Here is an 11,904-nt window from a genome sequence, read left to right on the forward strand (position 1 = left end):
GCATGCGGTTGGCGCCGCGAACCATGTCGAGCGACAACGGAGGCAAGCCGGGCCGCCTGCAATCTTATATGTATCAACATTGATCCAATCACGATACATGTTCGACAACATTCGCCGCTGGATGTGTAATTGCAAATCATTCCTATTTAAGACTTAAAGGCCTTATGACGCAGTTCGTGCGTTTCGCGACGCGCTGCGCTGCGCACCATCAGGCCCTTGCATTTACCTACCTCGGATGTTCACTGTGCTGCCAGCTTTTCGCCTGACCCTTTGCGCCACCGGCGTCGCCCTACTCGCCCTTCCTCTCTCCTCCCGCTCCCAGACCGCACCGACCGCCACCCCGGCCAATGAGACCACGCTCAACACCATGACCGTGGTGGGCAACTGGCTCGAGGCCCCCAGCGAGGAAAAGGTGTTGGAGCATCCCGGTGCACGGACCATCGTCGACCGGAAGGCCATTGTCGAGACGGGCGCCAATAACGTGCGCGACGTGCTGAAACGCGTGCCCGGCGTGCAAGTGCAGGACAACAATGGCACAGGCGGCAGCGATATCTCGCTAAACGTGGGCGTGCGCGGGCTGACCTCGCGGCTCTCCCCCCGTTCGACGATCCTGATGGATGGCGTGCCTGTGGCCGCAGCGCCTTATGGACAGCCACAACTGTCAATGGCTCCTACGTCGCTGGGCAACCTCGCGGCAGTCGACGTGGTGCGTGGCGCGGGTTCAGTGCGATACGGCCCGCAGAACGTGGGCGGCATCATCAACTTCGTGACGCGCCCGATCCCCAGAACCTTCGCGGCTGACGCGTCGGTCTCCACCGACATCTACAGCCACGGCAGCAACATCAAGGCCAACCCCACGGCCTTCATCGGCGGCACCAACGACAACGGTCTCGGTGGCGCCCTGCTCTACTCGGGCGTGCATGGCAATGGCTACCGCGAGAGCAATGACAACGTCGATATCGACGACCTGATGCTCAAGGGCGCCTACCGGATCTCCAAGACCGACGAGCTCTCGGCCGCCTTCCACTACTACGAAGCGCACGCCGGAATGCCGGGGGGCCTCACGCCGGAGCAATTCGCGGCTAACCCGTTCCAGTCCACGCGCCCGTATGACGATTTCACAGGCCGCCGTACGGACTTCTCGCTCAAGTACGCGCACAACGACAACAACCGCAAGTTCGAAGTCCTGACGTACTACACCGACAGCTTTCGCGGCAGCACACTCGAGCGGCAAAACGGCGGCCGGATGCTGCTGACCAAATCGCCGCGCGGCTATCACGTGTTCGCGATCGAGCCGCGCTACTCGCAGCTGTTCCGCACCGGCAGCGTCAGCAACGAGGTTAGCGTCGGCTATCGCTATTTGCGCGAGGCCAGTTCCGAACGGACAACACGCACGGCCTTCTACACGCCGGGCAGCGTGTACGCGCCCAACCTGCCTGGCAACCTGTACCAGTCCAGCGACGGCAGCACCACGGCCAACGCGATCTACATCGACGACACCATCAACTGGGGCAAGTGGACGATCACGCCGGGCCTGCGCTACGAGTTCATCCGCTCGAACATCACGGACAACATGATCGGCAAGCGAACCGACAACTCGGCGAACGAGCCGCTGCCGTCGGTCTCGGTGATGTACCACGTCACCGACAACTGGACCGCCTTCGCCAATGCGGGCGTTTCGTTCGGGCCCGTCCAGTACTCGCAGATCAACCGCACCACTAACGGTCTGACGCCCGAGAAGGCGAAGACCTATGAAATCGGCACGCACTTTCATGACGTGAACGGCTGGGGCGGTGAGTTGACGCTGTTCAACATCAACTTCGATGACGAACTGCAGCTGCGCGCCGGCCGGAACGGCTTGCAGGATGCGTGGACGAACCTTGGCGCGACGAAGCACCGCGGTATGGAATCGGGCCTGCGCTTCGACTTCGGCTCGCTGACGAAAAAGCTGGCCGGCCTGACCGCCTACGCCACGTACACGTTCACGGACGCCACCTACCAGCAAGGCGCGTTCGCTGGCCGCGACCTGCCCTTCTATTCGCGCCACGTGGCCACGCTGGGGATGCGATACGTGCGCAACCGCTGGGCTTTCAATGTGGACGGCTTCGCGCAGTCGAAGCAACACTCGTCAGGCGACCCGGCCAAAAACAACCCCATGTACCAGACGCAGCAATCGGCGGATGGCACGCTCGGCGACATTCCCGGCTATGCGCTGCTGAACATGCGCATGGGCTACGACTTCGGCAAGGCCGCGCAGAACCTGAAGCTGGCAGTCGGCATCAAGAACCTGTTCGATCGCCGCTACTTCACGCGTTCTGTCGACAACAACCGTGGCATGTACGTCGGCATGCCGCGCACGTTCTATATCCAGGCATCGCTGGCGTACTGACAGGTCACGCCTCACGCACCAACGGAAACGGCCCGCTTCTGCGGGCCGTTTCCGTTCTCGAACTACGCTGGGGATCAGACGATCTCGCGCGTTTCCAGGAACCGGATATTCGGGAAGCGCTCCTGCGTCAGACGCAGGTTGACCATGCTTGGGGCCAGGTAGACATGGTCGCCCGCACCATCGAGCGCCACGTTGTGCCCGGCCTTGTCGATCAGCTTCTCGATTTCGGCCGGATCGCCCTTCAGCCAGCGGGCCGTGGCGCATTCGTGCGATTCAAAGATCGCGTCCACACCGTACTCGTGCTCCAGGCGGTGCGCCACCACATCGAACTGCAGCATGCCGACCGCGCCCAACACCAGATCGTTCGAAGCCAGCGGACGGAACATCTGCGTCGCGCCTTCTTCGGCAAGCTGCTGCAAACCCTTCTGCAGCTGCTTGACCTTGAGCGGGTTGTTCAGTCGCGCGCGGCGGAAGAACTCGGGCGCGAACGACGGGATGCCCGTGAAGCGCAGCGGCTCGCCTTCCGTGAACACGTCGCCGAGACGGATCGTGCCGTGGTTCGGCACGCCGATGATGTCGCCCGCGAAGGCTTCCTCAGTCGTGTTACGGTCCTGCGCCATGAAGGTGATGGCGTTGTTGATCGCGACAGTCTTGCCCTGCGACACGTGCAGCAGCTTCATGCCGCGATCGAAGCGGCCCGAGCAGACGCGCACGAACGCAATGCGGTCGCGGTGACGCGGGTCCATGTTCGCCTGGATCTTGAATACGAAGCCGGTGAACTTGGCCTCCTCGGGCTCCACGGTGCGGCTTTCGGTCTGGCGCGCCAGCGGCGGGGGCGACAGCTCGCACAGCGCGTCGAGCAGCGACTGCACACCGAAGTTGTTGATGGCCGAGCCGAAGTAGACCGGCGACTGCTTGCCGGCCAGGAACGCTTCCTTGTCGAACGTGTGCGACGCGCCGCGCACCAGTTCCACCTCGATGCGGAGCTCCTCGGCCTGCGAGCCCAGGAGACGGTCGAGTTCCGGGTTGTCGATGCCGTCGATGATCGCCGCCGTGCCCTTCTCGCCCTTGGGGTCGAACAGCTGCACCTTGTCGTCGATCAGGTGATACACGCCACGGAACGCCTTGCCCATGCCGATCGGCCAGGTCATCGGCGCGCACTGAATCTGGAGCACGTCCTCGATTTCATCGAGCAGTTCGATCGGCGAGCGGCCTTCTCGGTCCAGCTTGTTGATGAACGTGAGGATCGGCGTGGCGCGCAAACGGCAGACGTTGAGCAACTTGATCGTCTGCGCTTCCACGCCGTTGACCGAGTCGATCACCATCACGGCCGAATCCACGGCGGTCAGCGTGCGGTAGGTGTCTTCGGAGAAGTCCTCGTGGCCCGGCGTGTCGAGCAGGTTCACGATGTTCTCGGGCAACTCCGGACGCGCCTGATACGGGAACTGCATCACCGACGACGTCACCGAGATGCCGCGCTGCTTCTCCAGCTCCATCCAGTCCGAGGTGGCATGGCGATCGGCCTTGCGCGCGCGCACCTCGCCGGCCACCTGAATTGCGCCGCCGAACCAGAGCAGCTTCTCGGTCAGTGTGGTCTTACCCGCGTCCGGGTGGGAGATGATGGCAAATGTGCGCCGACGCGCAATTTCGGAAACGAGCGAACTCACGGCTGGGGGAACCTGGCAGGTGATATCTGGTGATGGCAAAGGCCCGAACGGCGCAGCGGCACCGGGGCGCGGCTGGCCCGAGGGCGGACAGGGGCGCTATTTTACCGTTTCGCGCTCCTGCGCGGGATCATGACCGCGCAGACTACCGAATTGCAGTGCGTATTGGCGCGTCAGTTCGGCACCGAAGAAGAAGATTTGTGCCGAATAATAGATCCAGAGCATCAGCGCCACGACCGATCCGGCCGCCCCGTACGACGATGCCACCGCACTGTTGCCCAGGTACAGGCCGATCAGGCGCTTGCCCACGGCAAACAACAAGGCCGTGATGACGGAGCCCATCATCACGTCGCGCCACGCGATGCGCGCATTCGGCAGCATCTTGAAGATCACTGCGAACAGCGCGGTAACGACGGCGAACGAAAACAGCGTCGAGATGCCCTCAGCCACCGGCGCGAACCATGTGGCCGTCCAGAGCTGCCCCCAGAAACGGTCGATCACGGCCAGCGCGGCGTTCACGATTAGCGACACCAGCAGCATGAAAGCCAGTACCAGAACGATGCTGAAGGACAGCAGCCGGGCCCGCAGCAGCTTCTGCCAGCCAGCGCCGGCCGGCGGCGGCGCATGCCAGATGTCGTCCAGGCTGCTCTTGAGCTCTGCGAACGCGCTGGTGGCGCCGACGAACAGGATGCCGGTGGCAATGACTGCCGCCACACCGCTGCCGCCAGCGCGATGCGTGGCGGCCAGAATGCCCTCGATCGCGGCGGCGCCCTTGGCACCGACCAGATCCTGAATCTGCGCGAAGATCTCACCGCGCGCCGCCTCGGCGCCGAAGAACAGTCCGGCGATGGAAATGACCAGCACCAGGATAGGCGCCAGCGAGAACAGCATGTAGAAGGACAACGCCGCGCCCTTGCTGGCGGCGCGATGGTCCAGCCACGAATTGATTGAGGCCGACACCACGCGCACGGTGCGCCCACCGGTGTGCCGGTCTGGAAGCCAGCGCCTGGGCGCCCGTTGCGAGGAAGCCTGCTCCGGGTTGTTTGGGGCGTGTTCAGGGGGCATGGCGTTCATCCTTGGGTAACTTCGCCAAGCATAAGTGGAGAGATCGGCACCGTCAAAGTCGTGCGGCCGCGCCACGATGAATACGACCGCCGTCATCGGCATCCGGGCGTGAGTTCATCATAGTGCGCGCGGTCAAGCACCGCGCGGACACGCCTGCTAGAGTAGATCAAGGCACAATAACCGGCCGGGTCATCCACTCGCCGGGATACCAGGAGGCAATCGTGATTCGCACCATGCTTGGCCGGTCCCATGTTGTGCGCGACATCGGGCTGACGCTCTGCCTGACGTTCTGCCTGGGCACGCTGGCAGGATGCGATCGGAATCAGGCGCCGGGGCCGGGCCCCAAACCCATCTCCAGTAACGGATCGCAAGCCGCAGCCACCAGCGCGTCGTCCCCGGCCGGCACGCCTCGCTAGAACACGGCACCGAGCGCGGTGCGGTCTGGTTCGGCAAGCACCGAGCGTACCCATTTCTGCGGCAGCGGATCGCCTGACCGCCTGTTTCAGGGTTGCAACAAGGTGCACAGGCATCGCTGTCTACCACGCCGGACATGCCATGTGGACGCCGAACCGCTCACCTCGTGGCCTGGACTCGCATGGCCGCCCTTCCAGTGGATGCGCAGGCCGTTAATCCACCGCTCATCTTCCGTTTCCCCCCGAATCCGGCCCGGGCTGCCGGCCAGGCCGGCCCGCTGAAGCGCCCACGGTTTGCCGGCTTGTTGCGCGCGTGCACGCGCTTGCAGCCGACATTCACGCCTTCGGTTACAGCCGCGAAACCGAATGGCATCGAAGCATGTCATCCCGCCGGGAACGCTTGGCACGTCAACGGCCTGCAGGCCTTGCGGCACAAGAGAAAGCATGACATTGGCACGCTTGTCGCTCTGGAGAGTCAGTGCCAGAAGAACACGAGCCAGTGACAACAATACGAAAGTGACCCCGGGAGAGGAAACAGCCATGCGTCATCCACCAGCGCGCATGACGGCGCGCAGACGCGCCTATCGACTTGCGGGCCCCGCGCCAAGCGTCCAGGATCTGCTGTCGCCGCCCCTGCTCCCGTCGCCGCGAGCGCCCAGACGACCCGCCATGTCCTATTGCGCGGCCGCCGGCTGTGGCGTGGCTGCCTGCGCCAGCCGATCCCGCAGCGGGCCGCCCAGTTACTGACGGGCCGCTTTCTCACGCGGGCGGGTGATTGGTCGTTGCTTTTTGTCGCGCGCGGATCTACACCGGTTTACGTGCTCCGTCCCCCGGCGGGCACCTTTTTTAGTGAGGGAGGGAGCCACCCATGCACGCTAGAGTCCTTGCCGCCCTCGCGCTGGCCTTGCTCTCGAGCATTGCGACGCCGGCCCTGGCAGGCAACTACGCATACTTCGACCGGCCCGACGACGTGAACTTGAACAGCCATGCGGCCGTCAGCAACGACACCTATGTCCGTACCTTTGGCTGGGCATGGGGAGACGTGCGCTTCAAGCCGGACCAGCCGGCAAAATCCGATGAGCGGCAGGCTCGCGATAGCGCGATCGATCCGCACGAGGCGCTGCCCGATCACAACCACGATGGCACCACGCCGCCGCGCGGACGGCGCGGCAAGATCAGCATGAGCTGATCACTCCGGGAGGAAGAATCGTTCGGCATTGCGCGGGCCAAGCCGCGCTAGCCTGCCACCGCTGTCCGGGCGGCAGGACAAAGGAGACTTGGCGAGCGGACGTCGCCAAGTCTCCCTTGGCACTTACTGCACGTGCTGTTTCAGAACTTTCTGCATCGAAGTCGCTACTCCGCCGACGCGCCGGGCTGCGTGTCGATGCGGATGTTGTGCTTGTGCATCAACCGGTATAGCGTCACGCGCGACACGTTGAGCTCGCGCGCCGCCGGCACCACGTGAAAACCATGGCTGGCCATGACGGAGCGGATCGCCTCGCGTTCCGCCTCCTCGCGAATCGCATCCAGCGTCTTGCGTGGCACCTCCACCCCACCGTGCAGTTGCAGATCCTCCGCCGTGATTTTCCGGTTGTCGGTCATCACGATGGCGCGACGCACGCGGTTGATCAGTTCGCGCACATTTCCGGGCCACATGTACTGCATCATGGCCTGCGTCGCGCAGGTGGAGAAGCCACGGATACGCCGGTGCGCCTCGTGGCCGTGTTCGGCCAGCACCGTATTCGCGAGCAGCAGGATGTCCTCGCCACGCTCGCGCAGCGGCGGAATGGTCAGGGTCAGCACGCAGAGCCGGTGGAACAGATCGGAGCGGAACCGGCCGTCGCTCTGTGCCGCCACCAGGTCCACGTGCGTGGCGGAGATGATGCGCAGGTCGAGCGGAATCGACTGGTGCCCGCCTAGGCGCGTGATCATGCCTTGCTGCAGGAATCGCAGCAGGGCAACCTGGCTTTCCAGCGGCAGGTCACCAATCTCGTCGAGGAACAGCGTGCCGCCCTGGGCCTGCTCGATCCAGCCGATCTTGCGCTGGTTCGCGCCGGTGAACGCGCCTTTCTCGTAGCCGAACAGTTCCGATTGCACGAGGTGCGATGGAATCGCGCCGCAGTTGATCGCCACGAACGGCCCCTTGCGGCGGCTCGACGCTTCGTGGATGGCCTGGGCTGCGAGTTCCTTGCCCGTGCCCGATTCGCCGGAGATGAACACCGGCGCGTCGTTGTGCGCGACCTTCGCCAGCGAGCGGAACATGTTGCCCATGGGCGCGCACTCTCCGATCATCGGCCCGCGCGCCACCAGTTCGGGCGAGCGAGCCCCGTGCAGACATGCCATGCCATGCGCGTGCTTGAGCGTGTAAAGCAACTCGTCGAACGAGAATGGCGTGCGCACGTAGTCGACGCAATAGTCCCGGATCAGACGACGGATGCGCTCGTCCTCCAGCATTGCCGTGGATGTAATGGCGACCCACATCACATGCAGGTGCTGTAGCGCCTGTTCGAGCTGGCTCAGCTCGGCGTCGGTGTAAGGCGTCTGCAGGTCGAGCACGCCAGCCATGGGCGAACTCGCACGCACCAGGCGCTCGAGGTCGCGAACCTGCTGCACCCGGCGGATTTCCCATCCGGAGCCAAACTGGTTCGCGTTAAATCCAAAATCTTCATAGCGCGACACGAGCACGATCTGTGCGGTCCGTGTCGGCGCCTTGCACAGTCGGTCCATGACGTTCTCCCGGACGTTGAACTTCTTGTTAGTGGCGGAACCCAAGCCCGCAGGTGTGGCGGCGAGCCGCATGGCCCGTTCGGGGTCCGCTGGCTGCGCGGTCGGTGCCGCGCGCAACGTGGGAATCACGGTCTGGACAAACTGTGTGGGGATTCTTCCGCGACGCTGACCTGGTCGCGTCCTGCGCTCAGCTGGTCGCGGATTCGTCGGCGCACCATGTCCTTTTCGAGCATCAGTTCGATGTTCGGTGCGTCGGGTGACTGGCCGGAGTACTGGAAGTACAGCGTCTTGTAGGTCTGCTGGCTGAGAATCCATTCCTGGAGCAGCTTGCGCTGTCGCGAAAGCTCTTCGGCCAGCAGGCGGTGCCGGTGCAGTAGTCCTTCTACCGCGGCGCGGGTGCGCGGCGATACTTCCTGGTCATCGGCAAGCACGGCGGCGACTTCGGCAATGGCGTAATCCTCGTGCCAGTCTGACAGCGCGATGCCTGCTGACGCTTCACCCAGGACAGTCCACGCACGGTGGGCGGACGGCTTGGCGGATTCGCTGATGGGCCCGATGGCGGGACGCCGGATTTCTCCTGCGGTCATGATCTGTTCCCCGTTGCACAACATCCCCCGGCACTACACGTTCGCTTGTTACCACTATCTCTGTTCTGGATTGGATCTGTCTTTATATGACGCGTATCTGGTTCGCGCGCTCTTTATTTCGTGGTGGCGAAGCCGTTGGCGCGAAAGCGAACGGTCTCATTGTCGGCCGATCCTTGTATTGGCTGAAACTTGCCGGATCTGGCGCTTTGTCGGAAACGCTTGCCGGTTATCGCCGGCGTCCTCCGATTCCCGGAGTCAAGAAAGGGCGCTCTTGCGCCCTCAAATTTTTGCCACGCCTATAGTTCAGTGCATTTGGCCTCTTTTGTCCAGCCCGGCGTAGTCCCCTTCCTCCTACTCTCATACTTTTGTATGAGGCGTGTACGCGGCTTTATGCGGAGGCTGCAAGGTAAATAAGCACTCACATTCCCCGCAGAAACGGGTACGGTGGGTGTCCCGATCCCGCGTTTCATACGCAGAAATAGGTACGCACTGCAGCATTTCCATCCGCCGAATGTCATCGTTTTCATTTTGACGATGGCATGGCAACGCCCGCGGAAAGAAAAAGGACGGCCAAGGCCGCCCTGTTTTCACAGCAAATGGCCAAGCCGCCGTGCTCAGTGCCCTGGCAGGTAGTAGAACTTGAACAGGAAGACTGCCGCGATGACCCACGCCATCACCGGCACCTCGCGCGCGCGGCCGGTCAGGAGCTTGAGGCCGGCATAGGCGATGAAACCAAACGCCACGCCATTGGCCACCGAGTAGGTGAACGGCATTCCAAGCGCCGTCAGCACCGCGGGCACGACCTCGGTCGCATCGCTCCAGTCCACATCGACCAGTTCGCGCAACATCAGGCAGGAGACATAGAGCAGCGCGGGCGCCGTTGCGTAGGCGGGAACGGTGCCAGCCAGCGGCGCAATGAACAGGCACGCCAGGAACAATACCGCCACGGTTACCGCTGTCAGGCCCGTACGGCCGCCGGCCTGCACGCCCGAAGCGCTTTCGATATAGGCCGTGGTGGACGACGTGCCGAGCAACGAGCCGGCCATGATCGCGGTGCTGTCCGCCATCAACGCCTTGTTCAGACGGTCCATCCGACCTGCCTTCAGCAGCCCGGCGCGATTGGCCACGCCCATCAGCGTGCCCGTGGCATCGAACAGCTCCACCAGGAAGAACACCAGCACGACGTTGACGATGCCGATCGACAGCGCAGCGGAAATATCAAGCTTGAACAGCGTGGGGGCGATGGACGGTGGCGCGGAAAATACGCCGTGGAACGTGTTCCCACCGAAAACGAAACTCAGGATCGTGGTGCCGAGAATGCCGATCAGGATGGCGCCTTTCACCTTAAGATGATCCAGCGCGACGATGGCGAAGAAGCCAATCACCGCCAGGATCGCGGACGTCTGATGCAGGTCGCCGATGGTGACAAGCGTGGCCGGGCTGGCTGTGATGATGCCTGCATTCTTAAGCGCGACGATCGCGAGGAACAGGCCGATGCCCGCAGTGATCGCCACGCGCAGCGCGTGCGGAATCCCGTTGACGATCATCTCGCGCACACGGAACAGCGTCACCAGCAAGAAGAGGCAGCCTGAAATGAAAACCGCGCCAAGCGCGGCTTCCCACGGCAAGCCCATGCCCTTGACGACCGTATAGGCAAAGTAGGCGTTCAGCCCCATGCCAGGCGCCATCGCGATCGGATAGTTCGCGTAGAACCCCATGATCAACGTGCCGATGGCGGCGGCCAGGCAGGTGGCCACGAACACTGCATCTTTCGGCACACCGGCATCGCCAAGGATGCTCGGGTTGACGAAAATGATGTACGCCATGGTAAGAAATGTGGTCACGCCCGCGAGAATTTCGGTGCGGGCGTCGGTCTTGTGTTCACCGAGCTTGAAGAGGCGCTCGAGCACACCGGTCGATGGCTGTGCGAGGGTGGATTCGCTGCCTGGCCGTGGCCTCTGGTCCGACGTGGACATCACTGGTCTCCTGACTGTTGACGAAGTGCTCACTGCGCCGCCAGCGCTGTCTGCCAACGGGCACTTCATCGACAATATGCAAAAAGGCGAGATGATCCCATATGCTGGGTTTGTTGATCCAGCTTAGGTTGGGGTAATCCCCTGCCTTGACGGGAGCCTCAATCCCCCGTATAAATCTCCGCCAGATTCAAGCGACGAGGCAACAGTTCATTCGTTAGCCACCGTCTTGGTACTTCGGTTGTCCATGGTGTCCTTTCCTTGAGTTCGCTGTACGGTGGTGTGTGCACCATCGGTTTCTTTTATATTTTTTTTGGAAAGCAATACCATGCAAACCGGTATCGTAAAGTGGTTCAACGACGCCAAGGGCTTTGGCTTCATCAAGCCGGACGCTGGCGGTGACGATCTGTTCGCTCACTTCTCGGAAGTCCGTGCCGACGGCTTCAAGTCGCTGCAGGAAAACCAACGCGTGTCGTTCGAAGTCAAGAACGGCCCGAAGGGTCTGCAAGCAGCGAACATCACCCCGCTGTAAGCGTTGTGATTCCGAGTGCACCTTGACGGTGCGCTCGATCGCGAAGAACCCGCCTTTATGGCGGGTTTTTTTACGCCCAACGCTTTCATAGCGCCCCAAGCCAAGCACTGCGCCCGGCATCCCCCTGGCAGCCCCTACCCACTCCTGACCCTCTCGCAGAATCGGGTACGCTCTCGTCCTCCGTCGACGCTGGCCTGCACGGTCCCCTCGTCCCAACCCATCCGCATGGGCACGCAGAAATAGGTACGCTTTTCGCGCGGATCCGACGGACACCTCCAGTTGCTCCGCAGAAATGGGTACGCCTGGTGGGTAAATAGGTCCATCTTCATGTCGCGCCGATCCAACGAGCCTGAGCGCTCACGGTCAAGGAGTCTGATCGACCTTTCCTGCCTATCAAAGAGGCAATCGGGTTATCCACGCAGAAACGGGTACAGCGCACTCGCCACCACGGCGCCGATGTCCCATTCCGAAGGGTGCTCGCAGAAATGGGTACGCTGTTTTCCGGCATTCGTACGCAGAAACGGGTACGGCCTCGCCGTTTCCCACCAGCCTTG

At 62.7% G+C, this 11,904-nt stretch carries 9 protein-coding genes; 4 read left to right on the forward strand and 5 right to left on the reverse strand.

Annotated elements, in window-relative coordinates; genetic code table 11:
• The first annotated feature begins 244 nt into the window (after window positions 1-244).
• A complete protein-coding gene (locus tag RMET_RS29605; RefSeq protein WP_412854333.1) occupies window positions 245-2,389 on the forward strand; it encodes a TonB-dependent receptor family protein in 2,145 nt (714 codons plus the stop codon).
• 74 nt (window positions 2,390-2,463) lie between these two features.
• On the opposite strand, the gene RMET_RS29610 is transcribed toward RMET_RS29605, so the two are convergent.
• Together RMET_RS29610 and RMET_RS29615 are read right to left on the reverse strand one after the other, a co-directional pair.
• Window positions 2,464-4,056, reverse strand: coding sequence for a peptide chain release factor 3 (locus RMET_RS29610; RefSeq protein ID WP_011520203.1), 1,593 nt, complete (start codon window positions 4,054-4,056; stop codon window positions 2,464-2,466).
• A 96-nt stretch (window positions 4,057-4,152) separates the two neighbouring features.
• On the reverse strand, window positions 4,153-5,118 hold the full coding sequence (locus tag RMET_RS29615; RefSeq protein ID WP_011520204.1) for a YihY/virulence factor BrkB family protein: 966 nt from the start codon (window positions 5,116-5,118) through the stop codon (window positions 4,153-4,155).
• A gap of 221 nt (window positions 5,119-5,339) precedes the next feature.
• Here RMET_RS29615 and RMET_RS33180 point away from each other — a divergent pair, with 221 nt between their 5' ends.
• Both RMET_RS33180 and RMET_RS29625 read left to right on the forward strand, forming a co-directional pair.
• Window positions 5,340-5,534: a hypothetical protein gene (locus RMET_RS33180; protein WP_152560156.1), complete on the forward strand. Its 195-nt coding sequence runs from the start codon at window positions 5,340-5,342 to the stop codon at window positions 5,532-5,534.
• Between the two features lie 865 nt (window positions 5,535-6,399).
• Window positions 6,400-6,720 carry a hypothetical protein gene (locus RMET_RS29625; protein ID WP_011520208.1) on the forward strand — a complete coding sequence of 107 codons (321 nt, stop codon included), beginning with the start codon at window positions 6,400-6,402 and terminating at the stop codon, window positions 6,718-6,720.
• Between the two features lie 164 nt (window positions 6,721-6,884).
• Here the strand turns inward: RMET_RS29625 and RMET_RS29630 are convergent, their stop codons facing one another.
• From RMET_RS29630 to RMET_RS29640, 3 genes are all read right to left on the reverse strand, one after another.
• A complete protein-coding gene (locus tag RMET_RS29630) occupies window positions 6,885-8,258 on the reverse strand; it encodes a sigma-54-dependent transcriptional regulator (protein ID WP_029309706.1) in 1,374 nt (457 codons plus the stop codon).
• A 125-nt stretch (window positions 8,259-8,383) separates the two neighbouring features.
• Window positions 8,384-8,845 (reverse strand): hypothetical protein, encoded by a 462-nt coding sequence (locus RMET_RS29635; protein WP_029308704.1) that lies wholly within the window; start codon window positions 8,843-8,845, stop codon window positions 8,384-8,386.
• Window positions 8,846-9,459: 614 nt separating this feature from the next.
• Entirely contained in the window at window positions 9,460-10,821 is a 1,362-nt protein-coding gene (locus tag RMET_RS29640; RefSeq protein ID WP_011520211.1) for an NCS2 family permease, read from the reverse strand.
• Between the two features lie 325 nt (window positions 10,822-11,146).
• On the opposite strand from RMET_RS29640, the gene RMET_RS29645 reads away from it, so the two are divergent.
• A complete protein-coding gene (locus RMET_RS29645) occupies window positions 11,147-11,350 on the forward strand; it encodes a cold-shock protein (RefSeq protein WP_008646365.1) in 204 nt (67 codons plus the stop codon).
• Window positions 11,351-11,904: the final 554 nt, after the last annotated feature.

Source organism: Cupriavidus metallidurans CH34 (assembly GCF_000196015.1).
GTDB lineage: Bacteria > Pseudomonadota > Gammaproteobacteria > Burkholderiales > Burkholderiaceae > Cupriavidus > Cupriavidus metallidurans.

Coding starts and splice junctions, on each gene's coding strand:
- RMET_RS29630 (WP_029309706.1), bottom strand. CDS start 8,258: ATGGACCGACTGTGCAAGGCGCCGACACGGACCGCACAGATCGTGCTC.
- RMET_RS29635 (WP_029308704.1), bottom strand. CDS start 8,845: ATGACCGCAGGAGAAATCCGGCGTCCCGCCATCGGGCCCATCAGCGAA.
- RMET_RS29625 (WP_011520208.1), top strand. CDS start 6,400: ATGCACGCTAGAGTCCTTGCCGCCCTCGCGCTGGCCTTGCTCTCGAGC.
- RMET_RS29645 (WP_008646365.1), top strand. CDS start 11,147: ATGCAAACCGGTATCGTAAAGTGGTTCAACGACGCCAAGGGCTTTGGC.
- RMET_RS29640 (WP_011520211.1), bottom strand. CDS start 10,821: ATGTCCACGTCGGACCAGAGGCCACGGCCAGGCAGCGAATCCACCCTC.
- RMET_RS29615 (WP_011520204.1), bottom strand. CDS start 5,118: ATGCCCCCTGAACACGCCCCAAACAACCCGGAGCAGGCTTCCTCGCAA.